Annotated in this window: 21 protein-coding genes; 7 read left to right on the plus strand and 14 right to left on the minus strand. The window is 73.1% G+C overall.

Annotated elements, in window-relative coordinates; genetic code table 11:
* Positions 1–36: 36 nt before the first annotated feature.
* From ACZ7MF_RS20190 to ACZ7MF_RS20215, 6 genes are all read right to left on the minus strand, one after another.
* Positions 37–1,281, minus strand: coding sequence for an ROK family protein (locus tag ACZ7MF_RS20190; protein WP_471478153.1), 1,245 nt, complete (start codon positions 1,279–1,281; stop codon positions 37–39).
* 54 nt (positions 1,282–1,335) lie between these two features.
* Positions 1,336–3,003: a ricin-type beta-trefoil lectin domain protein gene (locus ACZ7MF_RS20195; protein ID WP_471478154.1), complete on the minus strand. Its 1,668-nt coding sequence runs from the start codon at positions 3,001–3,003 to the stop codon at positions 1,336–1,338.
* A gap of 74 nt (positions 3,004–3,077) precedes the next feature.
* Positions 3,078–5,162 (minus strand): glycoside hydrolase family 2 protein, encoded by a 2,085-nt coding sequence (locus tag ACZ7MF_RS20200; protein ID WP_471478155.1) that lies wholly within the window; start codon positions 5,160–5,162, stop codon positions 3,078–3,080.
* 60 nt (positions 5,163–5,222) lie between these two features.
* Positions 5,223–6,104 (minus strand): carbohydrate ABC transporter permease, encoded by an 882-nt coding sequence (locus ACZ7MF_RS20205; protein WP_471478156.1) that lies wholly within the window; start codon positions 6,102–6,104, stop codon positions 5,223–5,225.
* A gap of 14 nt (positions 6,105–6,118) precedes the next feature.
* Complete coding sequence (locus tag ACZ7MF_RS20210; protein ID WP_471478157.1) at positions 6,119–7,051, minus strand: carbohydrate ABC transporter permease; 933 nt, start codon at positions 7,049–7,051, stop codon at positions 6,119–6,121.
* Complete coding sequence (locus ACZ7MF_RS20215; protein ID WP_471478158.1) at positions 7,048–8,409, minus strand: ABC transporter substrate-binding protein; 1,362 nt, start codon at positions 8,407–8,409, stop codon at positions 7,048–7,050. Before ACZ7MF_RS20215 ends, ACZ7MF_RS20210 begins: the two co-directional genes overlap by 4 nt.
* A 278-nt stretch (positions 8,410–8,687) precedes the next feature.
* On the opposite strand from ACZ7MF_RS20215, the gene ACZ7MF_RS20220 reads away from it, so the two are divergent.
* The 3 genes from ACZ7MF_RS20220 (at position 8,688) to ACZ7MF_RS20230 (ending at position 11,813) form a co-directional block, all read left to right on the plus strand.
* On the plus strand, positions 8,688–9,710 hold the full coding sequence (locus ACZ7MF_RS20220; RefSeq protein WP_471478159.1) for a LacI family DNA-binding transcriptional regulator: 1,023 nt from the start codon (positions 8,688–8,690) through the stop codon (positions 9,708–9,710).
* Positions 9,711–9,832: 122 nt separating this feature from the next.
* A complete protein-coding gene (locus tag ACZ7MF_RS20225; RefSeq protein ID WP_471478891.1) occupies positions 9,833–11,005 on the plus strand; it encodes an MFS transporter in 1,173 nt (390 codons plus the stop codon).
* Positions 11,006–11,078: 73 nt separating this feature from the next.
* Positions 11,079–11,813, plus strand: coding sequence for a maleylpyruvate isomerase family mycothiol-dependent enzyme (locus ACZ7MF_RS20230; RefSeq protein WP_471478160.1), 735 nt, complete (start codon positions 11,079–11,081; stop codon positions 11,811–11,813).
* Between the two features lie 23 nt (positions 11,814–11,836).
* Here the strand turns inward: ACZ7MF_RS20230 and ACZ7MF_RS20235 are convergent, their stop codons facing one another.
* Positions 11,837–12,229, minus strand: coding sequence for a MarR family winged helix-turn-helix transcriptional regulator (locus ACZ7MF_RS20235; RefSeq protein ID WP_471478161.1), 393 nt, complete (start codon positions 12,227–12,229; stop codon positions 11,837–11,839).
* Between the two features lie 75 nt (positions 12,230–12,304).
* Between ACZ7MF_RS20235 and ACZ7MF_RS20240 the strand changes: the two genes are divergently transcribed.
* Entirely contained in the window at positions 12,305–12,589 is a 285-nt protein-coding gene (locus tag ACZ7MF_RS20240) for a DUF6332 family protein (protein WP_471478162.1), read from the plus strand.
* Here the strand turns inward: ACZ7MF_RS20240 and ACZ7MF_RS20245 are convergent.
* The 3 genes from ACZ7MF_RS20245 to ACZ7MF_RS20255 form a co-directional block, all read right to left on the minus strand.
* On the minus strand, positions 12,550–13,215 hold the full coding sequence (locus ACZ7MF_RS20245) for a response regulator transcription factor (RefSeq protein ID WP_471478163.1): 666 nt from the start codon (positions 13,213–13,215) through the stop codon (positions 12,550–12,552). The two genes, ACZ7MF_RS20240 and ACZ7MF_RS20245, sit on opposite strands and share 40 nt — an antisense overlap.
* A complete protein-coding gene (locus tag ACZ7MF_RS20250) occupies positions 13,212–14,459 on the minus strand; it encodes a sensor histidine kinase (protein ID WP_471478164.1) in 1,248 nt (415 codons plus the stop codon). Before ACZ7MF_RS20250 ends, ACZ7MF_RS20245 begins: the two co-directional genes overlap by 4 nt.
* Before the next feature lie 404 nt (positions 14,460–14,863).
* Entirely contained in the window at positions 14,864–16,132 is a 1,269-nt protein-coding gene (locus ACZ7MF_RS20255) for a geranylgeranyl reductase family protein (RefSeq protein WP_471478165.1), read from the minus strand.
* 144 nt (positions 16,133–16,276) lie between these two features.
* On the opposite strand from ACZ7MF_RS20255, the gene ACZ7MF_RS20260 reads away from it, so the two are divergent.
* Positions 16,277–17,632 (plus strand): M20/M25/M40 family metallo-hydrolase, encoded by a 1,356-nt coding sequence (locus ACZ7MF_RS20260; protein ID WP_471478166.1) that lies wholly within the window; start codon positions 16,277–16,279, stop codon positions 17,630–17,632.
* 29 nt (positions 17,633–17,661) lie between these two features.
* Here the strand turns inward: ACZ7MF_RS20260 and ACZ7MF_RS20265 are convergent, their stop codons facing one another.
* The 3 genes from ACZ7MF_RS20265 to ACZ7MF_RS20275 all read right to left on the minus strand — a co-directional run bounded on the left by ACZ7MF_RS20265 (position 17,662) and on the right by ACZ7MF_RS20275 (position 20,114).
* Complete coding sequence (locus ACZ7MF_RS20265) at positions 17,662–18,705, minus strand: NUDIX hydrolase (RefSeq protein WP_471478167.1); 1,044 nt, start codon at positions 18,703–18,705, stop codon at positions 17,662–17,664.
* Positions 18,706–18,871: 166 nt separating this feature from the next.
* Positions 18,872–19,066 carry a hypothetical protein gene (locus tag ACZ7MF_RS20270; protein ID WP_115740761.1) on the minus strand — a complete coding sequence of 65 codons (195 nt, stop codon included), beginning with the start codon at positions 19,064–19,066 and terminating at the stop codon, positions 18,872–18,874.
* Positions 19,067–19,160: 94 nt separating this feature from the next.
* A complete protein-coding gene (locus tag ACZ7MF_RS20275; RefSeq protein ID WP_388521339.1) occupies positions 19,161–20,114 on the minus strand; it encodes an ROK family protein in 954 nt (317 codons plus the stop codon).
* Between the two features lie 214 nt (positions 20,115–20,328).
* Between ACZ7MF_RS20275 and ACZ7MF_RS20280 the strand changes: the two genes are divergently transcribed.
* On the plus strand, positions 20,329–21,405 hold the full coding sequence (locus ACZ7MF_RS20280) for a LacI family DNA-binding transcriptional regulator (protein ID WP_471478168.1): 1,077 nt from the start codon (positions 20,329–20,331) through the stop codon (positions 21,403–21,405).
* Positions 21,406–21,456: 51 nt separating this feature from the next.
* The gene (locus ACZ7MF_RS20285) at positions 21,457–22,290 is read left to right on the plus strand and encodes a hypothetical protein (RefSeq protein ID WP_471478169.1); all 834 of its coding nucleotides are present in this window, start codon (positions 21,457–21,459) and stop codon (positions 22,288–22,290) included.
* Here ACZ7MF_RS20285 and ACZ7MF_RS20290 read toward each other — a convergent pair.
* Positions 22,271–23,569, minus strand: a complete 1,299-nt coding sequence (locus ACZ7MF_RS20290; protein WP_471478170.1) for a DUF6986 family protein — start codon at positions 23,567–23,569, stop codon at positions 22,271–22,273. The two genes, ACZ7MF_RS20285 and ACZ7MF_RS20290, sit on opposite strands and share 20 nt — an antisense overlap.
* Between the last annotated feature and the right edge of the window lie 123 nt (positions 23,570–23,692).

A 23,692-nucleotide genomic window follows, 5' to 3' on the forward strand; every position in this document is an offset into this window, starting at 1 on the left:
CCGATGCGGAGGGCTGCCGGGCGGCCGCCCTCCGCATCAGCCCGGGTCCCGTTCCGCGTACGCCGCCGGGTCGGCCAGCACCTCGCGGACGATCGTGCCGGCCGCGCCCCGGGCCGCGTCTCCGAGCGAGGACGCGGCCCGCAGCCGTTTGCCGTCCTCGCTCCACAGCCCGGACACCACGCGCCGGGCGAGTTCGCGGTCGACGGCCGGGGCGAGCCAGTCCATCAGCTCGCGGTAGACACCGCCGAGCATCACCGCTTCGGGGTCGAAGAGGTTCACCGCGCCCGAGACCACGACGCCCAGTTGCCGCCCGGCGCGTTCGATCGCCGACAGCGCGGACGGGTCTCCTCGCCGGGCACGGCGTTCGAGTTCGGCGACGCCCTGCGCACCACCCGTGTCCGCGTCGAGGCCGGCGGCGGTGAGCAGCGCGGCCTGTCCGGCGTACTGCTCCAGGCAGCCGTGGGCGCCGCAGCGGCACAGCGGGCCGTCGGGGTCGACGACCATGTGCCCGATCTCCCCGGCGAAGCCGTGGGCGCCGCGCAGCAGCTCGCCGCCCAGCACGAGGGCGCCGCCGACGCCGATCTCGCCGGTCAGGTAGAGGAAGCTGCGCACGCCCTCGGTGCCGGCGCCGAACCACAGCTCGGCGAGGGCGGCGGCGTTGGCCTCGTTGTCGGAGCTGACCGGCAGCGGCCGGTGGGCGGGGCGCAGGGCGAGGAGCGCCTGGGCGAACAGTCCCTCGACGGCGACCCGCTGCCAGCCGAGGTTGGGTGCCTGACGCACGGTGCCGCCGGTCACCAGACCGGGCAGCGCGACATGGGCGCCGGCCGGTACGAGGTCCTGTTCCGCCGCCGAGCCGATGGCACGCGCCGCCAGCCGGGCCGCGCGCGTCAGGACCTCGGGGGGCTGGACCCCGCGGTTGTCGACGTGCTCCACGAGCCGCACCCGGTCGGTGCCGGCCAGGTCGACGACGCACACCGCGATGTAGTCGATGTTGACCTCGACACCGAGGCCCGCCGGACCCGAGCGGGACACCTTCAGGACGGTGCCGGGCCGTCCCGCCTGGCCGCTGCTGGTCTTGCCCCACTCGGAGACGAAGCCGTACTCCAGCAACTGCTCGACCAGGGACGACACCGCCGCGCGCGTCAGTCCGACGTGCGTGGCGACACCGGCCCTGGTCGCCTCCCCCGCGTCGTGCACGGCCCTCAGGACCAGGCTGAGGTTGTGCCGTCGGACCGTGGCCTTGTCGGCCTTCGGCTCCAGGGGGGTGAGGTTGTTCATCATGGTGCTGTCGAGCGTATGCGACACCCGGGGCACCGGCCCCGGGTGCTCCCGCGTCTAGACCGGCAGGTTCCACTTCTGGGTGCCGAGGCCGTTGCAGTCGTAGATCTGCAGCTTGGTGCCGTTGGCGGTGCCGCCGGACGGGATGTCCAGGCAGCGGCCGGACTGCGGGTTGAGCAGCGAGCCGTCGGCCTGGTGGCGCCACTGCTGGCCGCCGACGCCCGGGGCGCAGTCCCACACCTGGACCTTGGTGAAGTTGGCCGTGCCGTTGCCGTCGATGTCCAGGCACTTGCCGAACGCGCGCACCGTGTCGTCGGGGGCGACGGACCAGCGCTGGCCGGTGGCGGTGGAGCAGTCCCACAGCTGGGCGGCGTGGCCGTTGCCGCTGGTGTTGGTGTCGACGTCCAGGCACTTGCCCGCGACCCACGGCGTGGTGACCTGGCCGACCGGTCCGCCGAGGCTGCCGGTGCCGAAGCGGACCTGGCACTGGTTGCCGGTGCCGAGCCAGGTGGCGGTCAGGTAGAGGAAGGAGGTGCCGTCGGCGCGCGGCACGATCGGCGAGCTGTAGCCGGGGCAGGAGGGCTCACCGGGGTTGTAGCCGCCGGTGGGGTCGGTCAGGACCGGGGCCTCGATCTCGGTCCACTCCCCCGCGCCGAGGTGGGTGTTGGCGAAGACCACGCTGCCGGACTCCGAAAGCACCGTCTTGTTCCCGGTGGGTCCGCTCACCACACGCTGGCCGGACATCAGCAGCGTGCCGTCGGGGCCGCCGCCCGGCACCCAGGCGAGGTAGGGAGTGTGCAGCAGCTCCCTGCCGTCGGCGGTGCGCACGAGGGTGCCCGGGTTGTCGGCGGGCGCCCAGTTCAGGCCGTCGGGGCTGGTCTTGGTGTACACCTCGCAGGCGTGGTCGGCGTCGGTGGCGTCCCGGCACATCTCGTAGGCCATCATGAACCGCCCGTCGGGCAGCGGGACGACGATGGACATGCCGGGGCGGGCGAGGTTGTCGGCGGGGAAGGCGACGTCCTGGGTGAGCGTGCCGCTCCAGGTGCGGCCGCCGTCGGTGGAGGTGTAGTGGCCGATGACCTGGTTGTTGGTAGGGGTGTTCGCGGGCCGCTCGTCGGAGATGAAGCAGGCCAGTGTGTTGTCGGGAGCGAGCAGGAACCAGGGTTCCCAGATGCCGTGGCCGATGGTGTCGGGCAGGCCGCTGGTGCGGGTGCAGTCGGAGAGGTACTGCCAGCTCTGGCCGTGGTCGGTGCTCTTGAACACCTCGACGCGCTGCGTGGTGTAGTCACCGGCCTGCCAGGCGGTGCCGGCGGCGAGGAGGTCGCCCTGGTTCAGGCCGTTCGCGGTGCGCGGCACCTCGTAGAGGACGGGTGCCTCGATGTCCCAGCCCGGGGTGTGCGAGGTGATGGTGGAGATCGGGGCGGCGCTCCAGGTGCGGCCGCCGTCGGTGCTGCGGTGGACCGGCAGCGTGTTGGTGGCGCCCTGTTCTCGCCGGGCATAGGTGGCCAGCATGGTCTGGCCGGCCGATCCGTCGTGGTCGAGGCGGACGGCGCGCGGGTAGCTGTTGTCGCCCTGCGGGTGGGCCGCGAGGTCGGGCGACGCCAGGACCTGTCCGGCGGGCGCGGCCGACGCGGGGTGCGCCCACAGGGACAGCAGGGCCGTGAGGAGGGCCAGGACGGCGAGCAGGGCCGGTGATCTGCCGCGGGTGAGTGACGGGTTGCGCACGGGTCGACTCCTTGGTGGTGGGGATGTCGGGTGGTGCGGGATCGGTGGATCTGGTGGGTCGGGTGGCCGGGAGGTCAGACGGTGGGGCGGGCCTGCGGGTCGTCGCCGATGTACGGGTCGGTTCGCGTGTCCACGTCCAGCGCGGTCCGGGCGGCGACGGTGCCGTCCACGACGAGTGCGAGGTGCAGCCGGCCGCTGGTCCAGCCCTCGGGCAGCGCGGCGGGCACGGTGACGGGGGCGCCGAGGACGTACGGCTTGGCCTCCGCGCGGCAGCCGGGGACGGCGTCACCGGGTGCGTCGGGCGTCCTGGCGTACACCGGGGTCCAGGTGGTGTGCAAGGTGCCCGCGACCGGGTCGGCGCCGTGGTGGGAGACATGGACGTCGACCGTGAAGTCGCGGTCGGAGGTGAGCAGGTCGCGGCCGGGTGCCACCGGCGTGACGTCCAGGACGAGGGTGGTCGGCGCGTTGGCGTGGGCCGGGTCGACGCCCGCGAGGTCCTTCGTGCCGCGGCCGAAGTCCAGCAGCCCGGCGCTCTCGTGCTCGATGTCGTACAGCTCGGTGTACACGTACCCGGCGAGCCGGTCGTGGCGGCGCAGCTCCTGGGTCTGCCAGCGCAGGTGCCAGGCGCGGTCCAGGCCGGTGAAGCCGCCGCCGTACTCGCTGTTGAGGTTGGGCAGGCCGCGCAGCGGCTGACCGGGGACGGCGAGCTTCTTGTGGACGACGAAGTCGGGGCCGAGCTTGACGGGGAAGTCGTCGCGCTCGCCGGAGAGCAGGTCGGCGACGGTGGTGGCCCAGGAGGCGGCGCTCTCGTCGTAGTAGTGCCAGTCGAGCAGGTCGGTCTTGACGTGGGTCCAGCCGGAGTTGTCGACGACCGGGCGGGTGGGGTCGAGTGCCTTGAGGCGGTCGTAGGCGTCGGCGGTGGCGCGCTGCTTGGCCGGGTCGCCGGGGATGTCCCAGTCCAGGCCCCATTCCTCGTTGTACAGGCCCCAGATGACGATGGCGGGGCTGTTGCCGTCGCGCTCGACCATCGGCTCGATCTGCTCGGCGAAGGCGGCGACGGAGACGGGCGAGAAGCGGCCGGGCGAGGCGGGTTCGGCCCACAGGAGCATGCCGAGGGTGTCGGCGTGGTGGGCGAAGCGGGGGTCCTCCAGCTTGAGGTGCTTGCGGACGAGGTTGTACCCGGCCTCGGCCGCGAGTTCGAGGTCGCGGCCGAGGGCGGTGTCGTCGGGTGCGGTGATGCCGGTCCCGGGCCAGTAGCCCTGGTCGAGCACGCCGCGTACGAACAGCCGCCGCCCGTTGAGGTACAGGGACTCGCCGTCGACGGTGATGGTGCGCAGACCGGTGTAGGCGGCGACCCGGTCGGTGCCGTCGGTGGAGGTCAGCTCCGCGTCCACGTGGTAGAGGTGCGGGTCCTCGGGCGACCACAACCTGGGCGCGGGGAGCGGGAGTTCGGTACGGAGCCGTCCGTCGGGGTCCACGGTCGCCGTGACGGCGGTGTCCTCGTCGCGTACGCGCAACCGCAGTTCGGCGCGGTCGGCCGCGGGGCCGTGCACGACGGCTTCGACGGCGATGCCGGTCAGGTCGTCGTTCGGGCGCAGCCGGAGCGTGGCGAGGTGGGTGGCGGGGCGGGCCTCCAGCCAGACGCTCTGCCAGATGCCGGAGGAGGGGGTGAAGCAGACGCCGTCGTAGTCGTCGCGGGGCATGCTGCGCTGCTTGCCGTGGGCGATGTCCCGCTTGTCGGCGGGGGCGTGGACCCGGACCGTCAGCAGGTGGTCGCCGACGTCGCCGAGCGCGTCGGTGACGTCGGCGGCGAAGGGGGTGTAGCCGCCCTCGTGGTGGGCGACCTCGGTGCCGTCCACCCAGACCGTGGCGGCGTGGTGCACGGCGCCGAAGTGCACCACGACGCGCTGTCCGGCCCAGTCGGCAGGCACGGTGAACATCCGCCGGTACCAGGCGGTCTGGAGCCAGTGCTCGGCGATGCCGGAGGCGGGCGTCTCCCAGGCGAAGGGCACGGTGATCGCTCGGTCGTAGCCGTCGGGCGCGTCGGCGGAGTGGCGCTCGGCGGGGTCGGCGCGGAAGTCCCAGGTGCCGTTGAGGGTGCGCCAGGAGTGGGACCGGTCGAAGTGCGGGCGGGGGTATTCGGGACGGGGGGTGGTCATGGGCGTGTGTGCTCCGATTCGGTGCGGCTGTGGGGCGGTCGGCTGTGTATGGGGGGAAGCTCAGCCCTTGACGCTGCCCGCGAGGATCCCGTTGATGAAGTGGCGTTGCAGCAGGACGAACAGGGCCAGCACGGGCAGCATCGCGATGCTTCCGGCGGCGAGGAGTTCGCCCCAGACGGTCGCGAAGTCGGCGCCGACGCGATTGCCGGTGACGTTCTGCGCGAGAGTGGACAGCACGACTTGCAGCGTCTGGTGGCTCTCGTCGTTGACGGCGACGACCGGCCAGACGAAGTCGTTGTAGATGTTCATGGCGGTCAGGACGCCGAGCGCGGCGATGCCGGGCCGGATGACCGGCACCACGATCCGGGCGAAGATGCCGAACTCGCTCGCCCCGTCCACGCGTCCGGCGTCGAGGAGTTCGTCGGGCACCGCCGCGATGGTCTGCCGCATCCAGAAGATGCTGAAGGCGTCGATGCTGCCGGGCAGGATCAGCGCCTGGTACGTGTTGACCCAGCCCAGTTGGCTCATCTCCAGCAGCAGCGGGATGACCAGCACGAGGGTCGGCAGCATCAGCGTGAGCATCAGCACGCCGAAGAGCAGGTTCTTGCCGGGGAAGCGGTACTTGGCGAAGGCGTAGCCGGCCAGCGGGCAGAAGAACATGGTCATCGCGCCCTTGACGGCCACGACGAGCACGGTGTTGACGAAGCCGGTGCCGATCGGCACGTCGTCGAACATCGCCCGGTAGTTGTCGAGCGTGGCGGAGCCGAGGGAGAAGGACAGGGGGTCGCGGACGATGTCGGCCGGCGGCTTCAGCGAGGAGCTGACGGCCCACCAGATGGGATAGACGAACACCAGGGCGAGGAGGCCGAGCACCAGGTACTGGAGCGGCCCCGGCCGGGGCTGGGACAGGCTCCTGCCCGGCTTCTCGGTCCGTCTGGTCATGAGGCTGGTCATGGTCACTCGTCTCGGGAGCGGAGCAGGCGCACGGACAGCAGGGACAGGGCGAACACCAGCAGCACGAGCAGGAAGGAGTTCGCGGCGCCGGTCCCGAGGTCGGACGCCAGGATGTGGTTGTAGAGGTAGAGCCCGCCGGTGGTGGTCGAGCCGTACGGGCCGCCCTGGGTGACGACGAACGGTTCGGCGAACATCTGGAACACCGCGAGGGTCTGCACCACGACGAGGAAGGCGATGCTGCGCCTGACCAGCGGCAGGGTCAGCGACCAGAACTGCCGCTTGCGGGAGGCGCCGTCGAGGGCGGCGGCCTCGTACACGTCGGAGGGCACGGCCTGGAGCCCGGCGAGCAGGATGATGATCGCGAATCCGGTGGTCTTCCACAGGAACAGCAGCGCGAGCGTCGGTTTGGCCCAGGCGGTCGACTGGAGCCAGTCGACGTCCGGCAGGCCGACGAAGTTGAACAGGTGGTTGACCAGCCCGTAGTCCGTGTCGAAGGCGACGATCCAGACCTGGGCCATGGCCACCAGCGGGGTGACGAACGGCGCGATGAAGGCGACCCGGAACATGCCGCGCAGCCGCAGCTTCGCGTTGGCCAGCAGGACCGCGGCGGCCAGGCCCCCGACGATCTGGAGGGGCACGATCAGCAGCCACATCACCGCGCTGTTGCCCAGCGAGGACCAGAACTCCTCGCTGGTGAGGAGGTAGGTGTAGTTCTCCAGGCCGATGAAGTTCGCCTCGCCGGCGCCCTTCCAGTCGGTGAAGCTCAACTGGAGCGCGAAGACGAGGGGGTAGAGGCCGAAGGCCGCGAAGACGATGTAGAACGGCGCGACGAAGAGGTACGGCGCGAGGAAGGGCTTGCGGCGCGCGCGGGCGGAGCGCGGCGCGTCCGGTGCCGCTCGCTCCTTGCGGGGCGGGGTGAGGGTGCCGGAGGTCATGCGCGGTCCACCAGGTTGCGCTGGATCTTCTTGGTGGAGTCGTCGATGACGTCGTCGGGGGCCATCTTCCCCTCGATGAGCCGCTGGAGGTTGTTGCCGAGGTAGTCGACGGACTTGGCCCACCAGGCCGGGATCGGCGCGGCGGACGGGATGGTGTCGGCGGCGTCCACGGCGACCTTCCACAGGTCCTGTCCGCCGAGCGCGGCCACCGGTTCGAACAGCGGCTTGTCGGGGCGGCGGGCGGGGCCGTAGCTCGGCACGGAGGTGGTCAGTCCGCCCGGGTAGACCTCGCTCGGCCCGTACACGGCGCTGTAGCCGGGCTCCTTGAAGCACAGGAACTCGTAGAGCAGCCAGGCGAGTTCCGGGTTCTTCGCCTTCGCCGGGATGATGAAGCTGCTGCCGCCCATGGCGCCGCTGCGCGCCCCGCCCGGGGTCCAGGCCGGCAGGGGCGCGGCCCGCCACTTGCCCTTGCCCTTCTTCAGCAGCTGCTGGGGCGCGAAGGACCACCACACCGCCCACGGGACCAGGGCCTGCTGACCGTTCTCCAGGGCGGCGAGGTCGGCCTGCTTGAGGTACTCGGCATGGGTGACGAGGTCGTCGTCGACGGCGTCCCGGACCCAGTTGAGGACGTTGCGGTATTCCTTGGAGTCCAGCCGCACCTGCCCGTCGGCGTCGGCGAGGCTCGTGCCCTGCTGGCCCGCGAGCATCTCCAGCCAGAGCTGGCCGAGGAAGGGATCCTTCTCCATGTGCAGGGGGCGGGCCTTCGGGTTCTTCTCCCGCAGCGACCGGGCCGCCGCCAGCAGGTCGTCGTAGGTCTTCAGCCCGGCCGGGTCGACACCGGCGTCCTCCAGCAGGTCCTCGCGGTACCAGAGCAGCCCGGGGTCGAGGTCCCAGGGCACGCCGTAGATCCGGCCGTCCACGGTGTTGACCGAGAGCTTGTACGCCGAGGTCTTGTCGCGGTAGGGCGCTATCAGGTCCGTCAGGTCGTACAGGTGCTCCGCCTGGCCGCCGATCTTGGCGTCGTCCCAGAAGCTGCCGTCGGGCAGGTCGGTGCCGCTGATCAGGGTGTTGGCGAGCTTGGCGTCGATGTCGACGGCCTGGTGGTTGACCTTGATGTCCGGGTAGGCCTTGCGGAAGGCGTCGATCGCCGCGTCGAAGACCTTGAACAGGTCGCCCGAGCGGTTCCAGATGGTGATCTCGCCCTTGGCCGACGCACTCGGCGTCCCGGTGAGCTTGCGCGGCTCGGACCCGGAGGAACCCGGGGCGCACGCGGCGAGGGGACCGGCGGCCGCGGCGAGCGCGCCGGCGCCGAGCGCGCCGCGCAGAACGCTGCGCCGCGGGACGAATGATCTGGACATGAGCACGGCTCCTCGGTCGGGAATGCGGGCTGGGGTGCGCGAGACGGGGTGGCTGAGCAGGAGTGGACGTGAACGCGCGCATGCGTCGTCGGCGGCGCGGCGGTACGCACCTGTCCCGTGCCGCCGCCCTCGCTTTGCAACGATGCAGAGATGATGCTGCGCCTTTTGCAACGATGCAATACCTGAGTAACATCAACCTGCGTCAGCGCCGCTCCGCACCGACGCGAAGACGAGATGCTGCCGACCGAGGCCCCGCGGGGGCCGTGAGGGGGAACTGGATGGCCGGCTCCACGCTCCGCGACGTCGCCCGACGCGCCGGAGTCTCGATTCGCACCGTGTCCAACGTGGTCAACGGGTCGGTGCCCGTCTCCGACGAACTGCGGGTGCGGGTGCAGGCCGCGCTCGACGAACTCGACTACCGGCCCAACCTGGTGGCCCGCAATCTCCGCCGGGGCCGCAGCGGCATGATCGCCCTGGTCGTCCCCGAGCTGGACGTGCCGTACTTCGCGGAGCTGGCCCGCGAGGTGATCACCGCGGCGCGCACCCACGGGTACGTGGTCATGCTCGACCAGACGGACGGCGACGGCGAGCGCGAGCGGGAGCTGCTGGGCCGCGAGTCCCGCGCCACCATGTTCGACGGTCTGCTGCTGAGCCCGCTGTCCATCTCGGCGGACGAGCTGCGCCGGCGCACCAACCGGGTGCCCGTCGTGCTGCTCGGCGAGCACATCTTCAACGGAAGCTTCCACCACGTGGCGATCGACAACGTCGCCGCGGCCCGGGACGCGACGGAACACCTCGTCGGCCTCGGCCGTCGACGGATCGCCGCGATCGGCGACCAGCCGTACAGCACCGGCGAGACCGCGCAGCTGCGTACGGCCGGGTACCGCCAGGCGCTGGAACGCGCCGGACTCACCGTGGACGAGGAGCTGATCGTCCCCACCCCGCGCTTCCACCGCCACCTCGGCGCCCAGGCCATGGAGCGGCTGCTCGCCCTGCCCGAGCCGCCCGACGCGGTCTTCTGCTACAACGACCTGCTGGCCATCGGCGCCATGCACGCCCTGACCCGGGCGGGGGTACGGGTGCCCGACGACATCGCCGTCGTCGGGGTCGACGGCATCCAGGAGGGCCGGTACAGCTCGCCGTCACTGACCACCGTCGCCCCGGACAAGGCCGCGATCGCGCGCACGGCGGTCAGCACCCTGCTCGGCGTGATCGACGGTTCGGCGCCCGCGCCGACGGAGGCCAAGGCGCCGCACCGGCTGGTGGTGCGGCAGAGCACGGCAGGGACACCGGCCGACTGACGACGCCCGGCCTCCCGCACCTCACACCGTCTCCCCAGCCGCCGCCACCCTTGCCGCGTCACCCGTCCCGCACCTAGCCTGACTTTGTGCCGCAAATAAACAAAGCCCGATCGCACAACGTCGTGCCGGGCTCCCGCGACGACCTCACCCGTCTCCGAATCGCCCTGACCGCCTTCTTCGCCCTCGACGGCTTCGTCTTCGCCGGCTGGGTGGTCCGGATCCCCGCCATCAAGGAGCAGACCGGCGCCTCCGCCAGCGCCCTGGGGCTCGCCCTGCTCGGCGTCTCGGCGGGCGCCGTGGTCACCATGACGCTCACCGGACGGCTGGTCCGCCGCTACGGCAGCCATCCCGTCACCGTCGCCTGCGCGGTCCTGCTCTGCCTCAGCATCGCCCTGCCCCCGCTCACCCACTCCGCGCTCGCCCTCGGCGCCGTCCTGCTCGTCTTCGGCAGCGCGTACGGCGGGATCAACGTGGCCTTCAACAGCGCCGCCGTCGATCTGGTGGCCGTACTGGGGCGCCCGATCATGCCCAGCTTCCACGCGGCGTTCAGCCTCGGCGGCATGGTCGGCGCAGGGCTCGGCGGGCTGGTCGCCGGGGCGCTCTCGCCAACGCGGCACCTGCTCGCCCTCACCGTGACCGGCCTGCTGGTCACCCTCGTCGCGGGCCGGGCCCTGCTGCGCTGCGAGCCCGCCGCGCCACCGGACCGCACTCCCGAGGAGGACGGCGCCCCGCGCCGCCGGGACCGCCGTACCCGGCGCCTCGTCATCACCTTCGGCCTGATCGCCCTGTGCACGGCGTACGGCGAGGGTGCCATGGCCGACTGGGGCGCCCTGCACCTGGAGCAGGACCTCGACGCCTCCCCGGGCCTGGCGGCGGCGGGCTACTCGTGCTTCGCGCTCGCCATGACCGTCGGCCGGCTGACGGGGACCACGCTGCTGGAACGCCTGGGCCGGACGGCCACGGTGGTGGCGGGCGGCACCACCGCGGTGGCCGGCATGCTGCTCGGGTCGCTCGCCCCGTCCGTGTGGGCGGCGCTGTTCGGCTTCGCGATCACCGGCCTCGGGCTCGCCAACATCTTCCCGGTCGCGATCGAGCGGGCCGGTGCGCTCGGCGGCCCGAGCGGGGTGGCGACCGCGTCCACCCTGGGCTACGGCGGCATGCTGCTCGGTCCGCCCGCGATCGGTTTCATGGCCGACTGGTTGTCCCTGCCGGCCGCCCTCACCAGCGTGGCGGTGCTCGCGGCGGTGGCGGTACTGGTCGCGGTCGCGACGCGGCGCGCGGCGGTTCCCGGCTGAGCCGGGGCGCCGCCCCGGGAACGTGCCGGGGACGCCTGCCGTCGAGTGCACTCCATGCGGCACACTCCCTGCCATGAAGACCGCGGCGTACATCGAGATCCTGGACCGTGAAGGCGCGTTGCTGGCCTCGGCCGCCGAGGCGGCGGGCGGCGACGCCGAGGTGCCGACCTGCCCCGGCTGGCGGGTGCGGGACCTGCTGCGGCACACGGGGACGATCCATCGCTGGGCGGCCGCGTTCGTCGCCGAGGGACACACCGAACCCCGTCCCGAAGGCGGCCTGCCCGACCTGGACGGCGCTGCGCTCCTGGCCTGGTTCCGCCAGGGGCACGGGCGGCTCGTCGACACCCTCGCGGACGCCGCGCCCGACGTGCGGTGCTGGCACTTCCTGCCCGCGCCGTCACCGCTGGACTTCTGGGCCCGGCGGCAGGCGCACGAGACGACCGTGCACCGGATCGACGCCGAGTCGGCCCGGGGCGGCGAACCCACCGACATCGGCGCGGACTTCGCGGTGGACGGCATCGACGAGCTGCTGTGCGGCTTCCACGCCCGCCCGAAGAGCGCCGTGCGCACCGAGGAGCCCCGCACGCTGCGGGTGCGGGCGACCAACGCGCCGGACGCCGTATGGACCGTACGGCTGTCCGCGCAGCCGCCGGTGACCGTGCGGGACGACGCCGGGGACGCCGACTGCGAGCTGACCGGACCCGCCGCGCAGCTCTACGCGGCGCTGTGGAACCGCCGGCCCTTCCCGGGAGTCACCGGCGACGGCTCGCTTGCCACGCTCTGGCAGGCAAGGTCGGGTGTCGTCTGAAGGTGAGGCGAACCGCGCGCCGGTCAGCCGGCCAGCATCCGGTGCAGCACCGCCCGCTGGACCGGGAGGGCCTCGCCGTGCCGGGCGCGTCCCTTGGGCGTGAGCGCCACCCGCACGCCCCGCCGGTCCTCCGGGCACAGGGAGCGCTCGACGAGACCGTCCTTCTCCAGCCGGGCGACCAGCCGCGACAGCGCGCTCTGGCTGAGGTGGACCCGTTCGGAGATCTGCTGGACGCGGTATCCGCAGGAGCCGTCCTCGTCGCGAGTGCCGGCCAGGACGTCGAGCACCTCGAAGTCGCTTCCGCACAGGCCGTGTCCGTGCAGCGCACGGTCGAGTTCGCACTGGACGCGGGCATGGAGGACCAGGATCGAGCGCCACCGGGTCACGAGCGCCTGTTCGGCCTTCTTCGCCGCCATCCGCGCACCGTAGCAGAGCGCCGCGCGGCAGGCACCGCGCTGCCGAAACGCCGCCGCTCCGGGAGACTTGGCGCCATGGATGCCCCCGGGGGTCGGCGCACGCAGGGCGAGCGGGACGCCATCACGGTCGAGATCGGCTACGCGCTGTGCAGTGCGGCGTTCGCGGCGGCCGTGCTGTTCGGTGCGGTGGCGGGGCCCGCGTTTCTCTTCGGCCTGTCGGGCCGGGTGCGCTCCGCGCTCGTCGGGGCGGGCACCGCGCTCGCCGTGGTGGTGTTCGCCGTCCGGGTGGTGAGCGTGCTGGTCCGGTTCGCGCGCGGCGGTCAGCCGAGCCAGCCCGGCCGCACCAGCCCCGACTCGTAGGCCAGGACGACCAGTTGGGCGCGGTCGCGGGCGCCCAGCTTCACCATGGTGCGGCTGACGTGGGTCTTGGCGGTCAGCGGGCTGACGACCAGCCGGCGGGCGATCTCCTCGTTGGACAGGCCGATGCCGACCAGGGCCATCACCTCGCGCTCCCGTTCGGTCAGCCGGGCCATCTCGCCGGCCGCCGCGGGCTCCTTGGAACGGGCGGCGAACTCGGCGATCAGCCGGCGCGTCACCCCCGGCGACAGCAGCGCGTCGCCGTCCACCACCGCCCGCACGGCGCGCAGGAGTTCCTCGGGTTCGGTGTCCTTGACCAGGAAGCCGGAGGCACCGGAGCGGATCGCCTCGAAGACGTACTCGTCGAGTTCGAAGGTGGTGAGCATCACCACCTTCACCTCGTGCAGCCCCGGGTCGCCGGTGATCCGGCGGGTCGCGGCCAGGCCGTCGAGCAGGGGCATGCGGATGTCCATGAGGACGACGTCGGGGCGCAGTTCGCGGATCGAGCGCACCGCCTCCTCGCCGTCGGCGGCCTCCGCGACCACCTCGATGTCCGACTGCGCGTCCAACAGCGCCCGGAAACCGGCCCGTACCAGTGACTGGTCGTCGGCGAGCAGTACGCGGATCACCGGTCGTCCTCCTTCGCGTGGGTCGTGTGTTTCACGTCGATCGGCAGGGCCGCGAGGACCCGGAAGCCGCCGTCGGGGCGCGGGCCCGCCTCGATGGTGCCACCCAGCGCCGCCGCGCGCTCCCGCATCCCGGCCAGCCCGTTGCCGCTGCCGCCCGCCTCGGCGCCCGTCGCGGGACCGTCGTCGTCGACGCGCAGCAGCAGCGTGCCCCCGTCCCGGTCGAGACGGACGCGCGCGTGCCGGGACCCCGAGTGCCGTACGACGTTGGTGAGCGCCTCCTGCACGATGCGGAACGCGGCCAGATCGGTGCCGGGCGACAGGCGCGGCGGTTTCCCCTCCACCTCGACGGTGAGGCCCGCGCTTGCCGCCTGCTCGACCAGTTCGGGGAGCCGGTCGAGGCCCGGGGCCGGAGCACGTGGCGCGTCCCCGGGGGTACGCAGGGTGTCGAGTACCTGCCGCACCTCGCCGAGCGCCTCCTTGCTCTGGTCCTTGATGGTGGTGAGCGCGGTGCGGGCCTGCTCCGGGTCGGTGTCCAGGAGGGCGAGTCCGACGCCTGCCTGCACGTTGATGACGGAGATGCTGTGCGCGAGTACGTCGTGCAGCTCGCGGGCGATCCGCAGCCGTTCCTCGTCGGCGCGGCGCCGCGCCGCCTGGGCCCGCTCGGCCCGCTCCCGCGCCCACTGCTCGCGGCGCGCCCGGGCCAGCTCCGACAGGGCGGCGATGGCCACCACCCAGGTGGCGATCACGAGTTCCTGCCCCCAGGAAGCGGCCGAGTCCCCGGACGGCGGCAGCCACCGGTAGAGCCAGTGCGCCACCAGGGCGTGCCCGGCCCACAGGGTCGCCATCGCCGCCCACGCGGCCCTGCGGTGCCCGGCGACGACGGCGCTGAAGCAGGCCACCGCGACGGCCACGAACACCGGGCCGTACGGGTATCCGGCGCCGAGGTAGACCAGGGTGGTGACCGCCGTGCCGAACACGACCGGCACCGGGTACCGCTGCCGCCACAGCAGGGCGGCTCCCGTCACGAAGAGCAGCACGCGTGCGAACGGGTCCAGGCCGGCCCGCTCCGCCTCCTGGGCGTGGGCGGCGAAGGTGGAGCCGATCAGCACGAACGCCGTGACGAGCACGGTGGAGGGCCAGGGCCAGGCGGGGCGCTGTTCCTCGTCGCCCCGCCGGTTCCACCACGGGGGCCCGTGCCACCACCACTGCGGCGCCCGGCCCGCGCGCTCGCGCTGTCCGTCCATGACCGCCACGCTAGACGCCGGGCCGGGCGGGCGGCGTCACCCGCGCGTGGTGATCACGCGTACTCCCGGCGAAGTACACCCCTCCACGGCCCGCTCGGGCGGCCACGGTCCCGGACCCGCCGCGGACGGTCGGGGACCAGCGGGCCGGCCGGACGGGCGCGTCGGCCTGCCACGTGGCAGACAGCTCGGCCCAGCAGGCCACCACCGCCGTCGCGGTCTCGGGCGGCGGGCCGGGGACGGGGCCGGCGGCCGGCTGCCGTCCGGCAGGCCTCGGGCCGTGACTCGGTGGGCAGCACCGGCCTGGCGAGGCCCGTGCCCCGGTGTGCCTCCCGGTCAGGTCCCGGCCGGGCGGGCGCCGACGGCCGGACCCGGTCGGACCGCCGCCGACTGCCGGTCGCCCACGGTCAGGCGCCGGCCTCTTCTCCCGCCGACGACTCGGACGGGGCAGACGGGGCGGACGCCTCGGACCGGCGGTCCATCGCCCCCAGTGCCCGCTGCGCCAGCGGATGGCTGCGGACCAGCTCGCCCAGCGAGGTCGAGCCCTGCGTGATGTCCCTGAACGCCTTCCAGGCCGGGCGGAAACCGGTCAGGGCCGCGTGGAAGAGACCGGGCCTGCGCTCGAACACCGTCAGCATCCGCTTGCCGACGCTCATCTCCACGCCCAGCCCGGCCTTGATCGCGAACGCGTAGTTCAGGGCCTGCTTGCGCGCGTCCACCGCGTCGTGGGCCTCGGAGATGCGCACCGCCCACTCCCCCGCGAGCCGGCCCGAGCGCAGCGCGAAGGAGATGCCCTCGCGGGTCCACGGCTCCAGGAGCCCGGCCGCGTCCCCGCACACCAGGACGCGGCCGCGCGAGAGCGGCGAGTCGTCCGCGCGGCAGCGCGTCAGGTGGCCTGAGGAGATGCTCGGTTCGAATCCGGCGAGCCCGAGCCGGGCGACGAAGTCCTCCAGGTACCGCTTGGTCGCCGCGCCCTCGCCGCGCGCCGAGATGACCCCGACCGTGAGCGTGTCGCCCTTGGGGAAGACCCAGCCGTAACTGCCGGGGATCGGGCCCCAGTCGATGAGTACCCGGCCCTTCCAGTCCTCGGCGACGGTCTCGGGCACCGGGATCTCCGCCTCCAGGCCGAGGTCGACCTGGTCGAGCTTCACCCCGACGTGCGCGCCTATCCGGCTGGCGCTGCCGTCCGCGCCGACGACGGCCCGGGCCAGTACCGTCTCGCCGCCCTGGAGGACGACGGCGACCGTGCGCCGGTCCGGCACCGCCGACCCGTGCTGCTCCACCCGGGTCACGGTCGCGCCGGTGCGCAGCTCGGCGCCCGCCTTCTGGGCGTGCTCGACGAGCTGAAGGTCGAACTCGGGCCGGTTGATCAGCCCGAACAGCATCTGCCGGGAGCGCCGGGTCCGGGTGAAGCGCCCGTTGTTCGAGAAGGTCACCGCGTGCACCCGGTCCTGGAAGGGCAGCTCGAAGCCGGGCGGGAGGGTGTCGCGCGAGGGCCCGATGATGCCGCCGCCGCATGTTTTGTAGCGGGGCAGCTCGGCCTTCTCCAGCAACAGGACGCGCCGCCCCGCGACCGCCGCCGCGTAGGCGGCCGAGGCCCCCGCCGGTCCCGCGCCCACCACGACCACGTCCCAGACCTGACGCGCGTCGTCCGCCGAAGAGTTCTCGCTGCTCACGATGGTCTACTGCTCCGATCAAACCGCATGCCGCACCTGACCCCAGCATCCTACGGCGGGCATCGCCGCAGGCCACTGTGGGAGGATCGGCCCGTCATTCCAAGTACTCCTTGGTACAACGTCGCACCCACAAGGAGCGTGCCCATGTCGTCGAATCCGGTCGCCGAGACCGTCGCTTCGCTGATGCCCCGCGCGAAGGAGGAACTGGCCGCGCTGGTGGCCTTCAAGTCGGTGGCCGACTTCGACCAGTTCCCGCGCAGTGAGAGCGAGGGTGCCGCCAACTGGATAGCGGCGGCCCTGCGCACCGAGGGCTTCCAGGACGTGGCCCTGCTGGACACACCGGACGGCACGCAGTCGGTGTACGGGTACCTGCCGGGGCCCGAGGGCGCGAAGACGGTGCTGCTCTACGCCCACTACGACGTGCAGCCGCCGCTGGACGAGGCGGGCTGGGCCACTCCGCCGTTCGAGCTGACCGAGCGCGACGGCCGCTGGTACGGGCGCGGCGCCGCGGACTGCAAGGGCGGGGTGCTGATGCACCTGCTCGCGCTGCGCTCGCTGAAGGCGAACGGGGGCGTGCCGGTGCACGTCAAGGTGATCGCCGAGGGTTCGGAGGAGCAGGGCACGGGCGGCCTGGAGCGGTACGCGGAGGCGCACCCGGACCTGCTGGCCGCCGACACCATCGTCATCGGCGACGCGGGCAACTTCCGGGTCGGTCTGCCGACGGTCACCTCCACGCTGCGCGGCATGACGCTGCTGCGCGTGAAGGTCGACACGCTCGAAGGCAACCTGCACTCGGGTCAGTTCGGCGGTGCGGCGCCCGACGCGCTGGCCGCCCTGATCCGCGTACTGGACTCGCTGCGCGCGGAGGACGGCTCGACGACGGTCGACGGTCTGGCGGCGGACAGCACCTGGGAGGGGCTGGCCTACGACGAGGAGCAGTTCCGCCGGGACGCGCGGGTGCTGGACGGCGTGGAGCTGATCGGGTCCGGTTCGGTCGCCGACCGGATCTGGGCGCGGCCGGCCGTCACGGTGCTCGGCATCGACTGCCCGCCGGTCGTCGGCGCCACCCCGTCGGTGCAGGCGGGCGCGCGGGCACTGGTGAGCCTGCGGGTGCCGCCGGGCGTGGACGCCGCCGAGGCCACCAAGCTGCTCCGGGCCCACCTGGAGACCCGTACGCCGTGGGGCGCGCGGGTCGCCGTGGAGCAGATCGGCCAGGGCCAGGCGTTCCGCGCCGACACCACGAGCCCCGCGTACCAGGCCATGGCGGACGCGATGGCGGTGGCGTACCCCGGCGAGGAGATGCAGTACGCCGGTCAGGGCGGCTCCATCCCGCTGTGCAACACCCTGGCGTCCCTCTACCCGGACGCGGAGATCCTGCTGATCGGCCTGAGCGAGCCGGAGGCGCAGATCCACGCCGTGAACGAGAGCGTGTCCCCCGAGGAGCTGGAGCGGCTGTCGGTGGCGGAGGCGCACTTCCTGCGCAACTACGCGGCGGGCTGAGCCGGGCGGCCCGATGCGGCCGGTCGGCGTCAGCCGACCGGCGTGCCCGCCTCAAGGTAGTGGGCGGCGCCGCGTTCCCGGGCCCGTAGCGCCCAGCGCAGCCGCTCGTAGCGGACCGGGGGCAGCAGGGCGGCGGCCTCGTCCTCGGTGGCGAAGCGCCAGTCGCGCAGCTCGGGGCCGGGCAGCAGCACCCGGTCGGCGTCCGCGGTGTCGAGCCGGCCGCCGTCGAAGAGCAGCCGCAGACCGCCGTAGGCGGGAGGAGCCGGCGGTTCCCAGTCGACGACCAGCAGGGCCGGTACGTCCTGGAGGCTGAGGCCGGTCTCCTCGGCGACTTCGCGCATGCCGGCGCGGGCGGGCGCCTCGCCGGGTTCGACGACGCCGCCGGGGAACTCCCAGCCGGGTTTGTAGGTGGGGTCGACGAGCAGGACCCGGTCCCGCTCGTCGAAGAGCAGGACGCCGGCGGCGACGGTCTCGCCGGTGGGCTCGGGGGTCTGGACGATCTCGCAGGCCGGCACGGCACCCGAGCCGACGGCCTCGGCGACCCGGGCGGCGGCCTCGTAGGGGGTGAGGGCGCCGGTGTCGACGGGGTGGGCGTCGGCGGTGAGCCAGGAGGCGAGGGCGGCCCGGTAGGGCTCGATGTGGTCGTAGGACCACTGCCGTACCCGTATCTCGCCGTCCGGGAGGTCCCGCGGTATCTCGCGGCCCGCTATTCGCTCCCGCAGGATCGTTTCCGCCGGGGCCAGCAGAATGTGCCGGACCTCGATCCGGCGGGCGGCGAGACCGCCGAAGATCTCGTCCCGGTACTCCTGGCGCAACAGGGTCATCGGGACCACGAGCGTCCCGCCGAGGTCGGCGAGCAGCGCGGCCGCCGTGTCGATCACCAGCCGGCGCCAGATCGGCAGGTCCTGGAAGTCGCCCACCTCGGCCAGCCGTTTGGGCGGCAGCAGGTGCGCGAGCGCCCCGCCGATGACCTCGGGGTCGAAGAGCGTGCTGTTCGGGATCAGTTCGATCAGTTCCCGGGCGGTGGTGGTCTTCCCCGCACCGAACGCGCCGTTGATCCAGACGACGGTCACAGGTCCCCCTCTTCTGTTGGCCCACTGTGGCTTGCCCGCTTCACCCCGCCACGGAAACCAGCCCAGCCGGTGACGTGGGAAAAGGCATATGACAACGGCGCCGACGCCCCCTCGGGGGCACCGGCGCCGTGTTGCCCCGACGGGCGCGTCGGCCCGGCCCGGGGTGTCAGCCCAGCTGTCCCAGGGCGTCGTCGTCGAGGGTCAGGCTCTCGGTGGCGACGGTGTCCTCCAGGGTACTGACGGTGTCGTCCACCCCGAGATTGAGCGGGAGGTCGCTCGGGGCGGCGTGGGACGGGCTGACGGCCGCGACCACGAAGCCGGTGGCGAGGGTCGCGAGGGCGAGGATGCTGCGCTTCTTCATGCCCCGTTCAACTACGCCGCCGCCCCGGGGTCACGGCCAGGGCCGCGGGAGTCGCCCGTGCCACGGAGTGCGCCCCGGCCGCCGTACGCGGTGCTCAGACGTGCGCGGCGGTCACGGCCGCCGTCCTCGACAGGGCCGCGGCGGCCGCGCCGACCAGCCCGGCGTCCGTCCCCATCTGGGCGGGGACGACCGCGAGGCGCTGGACGAAGGACAGCGTCGCGTAGTCGGTGAGGGCCTTGCGCAGCGGGGCGAAGAGGACGTCCCCCGCCTTGCCCACTCCGCCGCCCACCACGGCGATGTCGATCTCGACGAGGGTCGCGGTGGCGGCGATACCGGCGGCGAGTGCCTGCGCGGCCCGTTCGAAGGAGGCGACGGCGACGGGGTCGCCGAGGCGCGCCGAGGCGGCGACCGCGGCGGCGGAGGTGTCGCCGTCGGGTCCGGGCAGCCAGCCGGCCTCCAGCGCGCGGCGGGCGATGTTGGGGCCGCTCGCTATGCGCTCCACACAGCCCCGCGCACCGCACGGGCACGGGTCGCCGTCCAGGTCGACGCTGATGTGCCCGATGTGGCCGGCGTTGCCGGTCGGTCCGGGGTGCAGCCGGCCGCCCAGCACCAGTCCGCCGCCGACGCCGGTCGAGACCACCATGCACAGCGCGTTGTCGTGCCCGCGGGCCGCGCCCTGCCAGTGTTCGGCCGCCGTGATGGCCACCCCGTCGCCGATCAGCTCCACCGGCAGGCCGCCGGCGGCGGCCCGGACCCGCCGGACCAGCGGGTAGTCGCGCCAGCCGGGGACGTTCACCGGGCTGACCGTGCCGGCCGAGGCGTCCACCGGACCGGCGCTGCCGATGCCGACCGCCGTGGCCCGCTCCCACAGGGGCGACGCGGTCAGTTCCGCGAGCACGGCCTCGACGGCTCCCATCACGGTGTCACCGTCCTCCCGGGCGGGTGTCGCACGCTGTGCGCGCGCCTGGATGCGGCCGTGGCCGTCCACCAGTGCGCCGGCGATCTTGGTGCCGCCGATGTCCAGCGCTGCCACGAGGTCGGTGTGCATCAGAGTCGGATCTCCCCGTCGGACCGAAAGCGAAAAATGACGAAGCCAAGAGCGCGCAGCGACCGGTCCCACGGTGGGGACGAGGACCGGAGAGTGCGATGGACAGTGTCTCCCGCATCTGACAACGTTGTCCAGGCTCTATGCTCGACGCCACATCCTCATACAAGCCCATCACCGACACATCCCCCTGGACTACAGGAGCCGACGCATTCCCGTGGACGACAGGACAGGACACCGCATCGTGCCCGACACGACCCGCCGCGCAGACCGCCTCCCCGGGAACCGTTACGGCAATCGCCCGACCATGAAGGACGTCGCCGCCCGGGCCGGGGTCGGTCTCAAGACCGTCTCCCGGGTGGTCAACGGGGAGCCCGGCGTCACCCCGGAGACCGAGCGTCGCGTCCAGGAGGCCATCGACGCGCTGGGTTTCCGTCGCAACGACAGCGCGCGGGTGCTCCGCAAGGGCCGCACCGCGAGCATCGGCCTGGTCCTGGAGGATCTGGCGGACCCGTTCTACGGGCCGCTCAGCCGTGCCGTGGAGGAGGTGGCCCGCGCCCACGGCGCCCTGCTGATCAACGGGTCGAGCGCGGAGGACCCGGACCGCGAGCAGGAGCTGGTGCTCGCGCTGTGCGCGCGGCGTGTGGACGGTCTCGTGGTGATCCCCGCCGGGGACGACCACCGGTATCTGGAGCCCGAGCTGAAGGCGGGCGTCGCCACGGTGTTCGTGGACCGTCCGGCGGGGCAGATCGACGCGGACGTGGTGGTCTCCGACAACTTCGGCGGTGCCCGCGACGGCGTGGCCCACCTGATCGCGCACGGGCACCGCAGGATCGGCTTCATCGGCGACATGCCCCGCATCCACACCGCCGCCGAGCGGCTGCGCGGCTACCGGGCCGCGATGGAGGACGCGGGCATACCGGTCAAGGACTCGTGGATGTCTTTGGGTGTCACCGATCCCGTGCGGGTGCGCCGGGCGGCCGAGGAGATGCTCGCCGACCCGCAGCCGGTCACCGCGATCTTCACCGGCAACAACCGGGTGACGGTCACCGTGATCCGGGTCCTGGCCGAGCACACCCGGGGCGTCGCCCTGGTCGGTTTCGACGACATCGAGCTGGCCGACCTGCTCCAGCCGGGCGTCACCGTGGTCGCGCAGGACGCGGCCGCCCTCGGCCGCACTGCCGCCGAGCGGCTCTTCAGGCAGCTGGACGGCTCCCTCCTCGCCCCCGACCGCATCGAACTGCCGACCAGACTGGTCACCCGGGGCTCGGGCGAGCTGCCGCCGTCGGGCTGACCCCACAGCCACAGCCACAGCCACAGCCACAGCCACGAGGAGCATCACACCGTGTCGAAACCTCCCGGCGAGGACCGGACGCTGCGGGCGCTCGGGCTGGCCGGCGTGCCGCGCGAGGAGCCGCTGCTGTACCCGGGCGCGTGGCCCCGGGAGTCCGGGCTGCTGGACGGGGACCGGCTGCTGCCGCTGGACCGGCCGGTGTACGAGGAGGGGGACGGCCGGGTCCCGGTGCTGGCGATCGGGTCCAACGCGAGCCCCGCACAGCTGCGGCACAAGATGGCCGAGTTCGGGATCGACTCGCCGATCCCGATGGTCAGGTCCCGGGTCACCGGACTGGACATCGGCGTCTCCGCGCACGTGAGCCGCATGGGCTACGTGTCCGCCTCGCCGGTGGGCGCCCCCGGCACCGTACGGGAGTTGTTCGTCCTGTGGCTCGACGCCGAGCAGCTCGCGGTGATCGACGCCAGCGAGGGCGTACCGATGACGGGCGGCAACTTCGACCGCGTCCGACTGCCCGCGCCCGACGTGCGCGTCGAGCAGGGGGACGGTTCGGTGCTGGGCGGTGCGTACGCGTACGTCAACCGCCACGGCGTCCTGCACGACGGCACCGGTGCGCCGCGCCGGCATCCGGGGGCGCAACGGCCCCTGATCACCGAGCTGCTGGACGGGTCCGCCCGGCTGCGGGAGTTGTTCGGGGCGACGCCCGAGGAGTTCAGCGCGCGGGCGCGGGCGGACCGGCGGCTGTGCGACCGGGGGACGCGGCTGTTCGCCGAGGAGAAGCGGGTGACGGCGTCCGGCCTGGAGCGGTACGTGGGCTCCGGGCCGGAGGATCCCTTCGCCGGGGGCCGGACGCCGTCGGCGGACCCTACTGCGCCGATGCCGTGAGGTCGCCGCGTCGCGGGCCCGAGAAGCCCTCCAGGTCGGCGCGGGTCAGGCCGGTCAGCCGGGCGACCTCGCCGATGTCGAGCGCGCCGCAGTCCAGGCCGCGCAGCAGGTAGCCGCTGAGGGCCTTGGCGGTGGCGGGCTCGTCCATGACGTCGCCGCCGGTGCGGTTGGCGTAGCGGGAAAGGCGGGCGGCGGCCTGCTCGAAGCCCTCGCGGTAGAAGGCGAAGACGGCCGCGTACCGGGTGGGGATGTGGCCCGGGTGCATGTCCCAGCCCTGGTAGTAGGCGCGGGCCAGGGCGCGGCGGGTGAGGCCGTAGTGCAGCCGCCAGGCGTCGTGGACCTGCGCGGTGGGGCCGACCGGCAGGACGTTGGTCGAGCCGTCCGAGACCCGTACGCCGGTGCCGGCGGCGGCGACCTGCATGACCGCCTTGGCGTGGTCGGCGGCCGGGTGGTCACTGGCCTGGTGGGCGGCGGAGACGCCGAGGCAGGCGCTGTAGTCGAAGGTGCCGTAGTGCAGGCCGGTGGCGCGGCCCTCGGCGGCCTGGATCATGCGGGCGACGGTGGCGGTGCCGTCGGCGGCGAGGATGGACTGGCTGGTCTCGATCTGGATCTCGAAGCCGATCCGGCCGGGCGTGAGGCCGCGCGTCTTCTCGAAGGCCTCCAGGAGCCGCACCATCGCGGTGACCTGCTCGGGGTAGGTCACCTTGGGGAGGGTGAGGACCAGTCCGTCGGGCAGGCCGCCGGCCTCCATCAGGCCGCTGAGGAAGACGTCGAGGGTGCGGATGCCCCGGGCGCGCACGGGGGCCTCCATGCACTTCATGCGGATGCCCATGTACGGGGCGGCCGTGCCCTGCTCGTGCGCCTCGGCGACCAGCCGGGCGGCGCGGGCGGCCGCCTCGTCCTCCTCGGCGTCCGTGCGGTTGCCGTAGCCGTCCTCGAAGTCGACGCGCAGGTCTTCGATCGGCTCGCGCTCCAGTTTGGCGCGTACGCGGCTGTACACGGGCTCGGCGAGGTCGTCGGCGAGACCGAGGACGGCGGCGAAGGAGGCGGCGTCGGGGGCGTGTTCGTCGAGCGCGGCGAGGGCCTTGTCGCCCCAGGAGCGGATCGTGTCGGCGGCGAAGACGTCACCGGGTACGTAGACGGTGTGGACGGGCTGGCGGGTGCCCGGGTCTCCGGGGTAGCGGCGCTCCAGCTCCGCGTCGACCGGTGCGAGGGAGGCACTGATCTCCTCGCCGACGGCGCCCGCGAGGCTCGTTGCCACCTTCTCCTGCTGACCCATTCGACACCCTCCTGATGTTCATTTTTCCGCTGAACGGAATCTGTTATCCGTAGAGTGAAGTTATCTGTCGGTCCGCTCGCCGGTCAACACCCATCCTGCGCGCACGCCGAGGCCCCCGCGACG

The organism is Streptomyces sp. NPDC111628, assembly GCF_055635195.1.

Excerpts from the sequence above, each read along its gene's own strand:
- ACZ7MF_RS20205 (WP_471478156.1), bottom strand. The coding sequence starts at position 6,104 with ATGACCAGACGGACCGAGAAGCCGGGCAGGAGCCTGTCCCAGCCCCGG.
- ACZ7MF_RS20260 (WP_471478166.1), top strand. The coding sequence starts at position 16,277 with ATGTCGTCGAATCCGGTCGCCGAGACCGTCGCTTCGCTGATGCCCCGC.
- ACZ7MF_RS20275 (WP_388521339.1), bottom strand. The coding sequence starts at position 20,114 with ATGCACACCGACCTCGTGGCAGCGCTGGACATCGGCGGCACCAAGATC.
- ACZ7MF_RS20230 (WP_471478160.1), top strand. The coding sequence starts at position 11,079 with ATGAAGACCGCGGCGTACATCGAGATCCTGGACCGTGAAGGCGCGTTG.
- ACZ7MF_RS20235 (WP_471478161.1), bottom strand. The coding sequence starts at position 12,229 with ATGGCGGCGAAGAAGGCCGAACAGGCGCTCGTGACCCGGTGGCGCTCG.
- ACZ7MF_RS20250 (WP_471478164.1), bottom strand. The coding sequence starts at position 14,459 with ATGGACGGACAGCGCGAGCGCGCGGGCCGGGCGCCGCAGTGGTGGTGG.
- ACZ7MF_RS20210 (WP_471478157.1), bottom strand. The coding sequence starts at position 7,051 with ATGACCTCCGGCACCCTCACCCCGCCCCGCAAGGAGCGAGCGGCACCG.
- ACZ7MF_RS20220 (WP_471478159.1), top strand. The coding sequence starts at position 8,688 with ATGGCCGGCTCCACGCTCCGCGACGTCGCCCGACGCGCCGGAGTCTCG.
- ACZ7MF_RS20215 (WP_471478158.1), bottom strand. The coding sequence starts at position 8,409 with ATGTCCAGATCATTCGTCCCGCGGCGCAGCGTTCTGCGCGGCGCGCTC.
- ACZ7MF_RS20190 (WP_471478153.1), bottom strand. The coding sequence starts at position 1,281 with ATGATGAACAACCTCACCCCCCTGGAGCCGAAGGCCGACAAGGCCACG.
- ACZ7MF_RS20200 (WP_471478155.1), bottom strand. The coding sequence starts at position 5,162 with ATGACCACCCCCCGTCCCGAATACCCCCGCCCGCACTTCGACCGGTCC.
- ACZ7MF_RS20290 (WP_471478170.1), bottom strand. The coding sequence starts at position 23,569 with ATGGGTCAGCAGGAGAAGGTGGCAACGAGCCTCGCGGGCGCCGTCGGC.
- ACZ7MF_RS20270 (WP_115740761.1), bottom strand. The coding sequence starts at position 19,066 with ATGAAGAAGCGCAGCATCCTCGCCCTCGCGACCCTCGCCACCGGCTTC.
- ACZ7MF_RS20240 (WP_471478162.1), top strand. The coding sequence starts at position 12,305 with ATGGATGCCCCCGGGGGTCGGCGCACGCAGGGCGAGCGGGACGCCATC.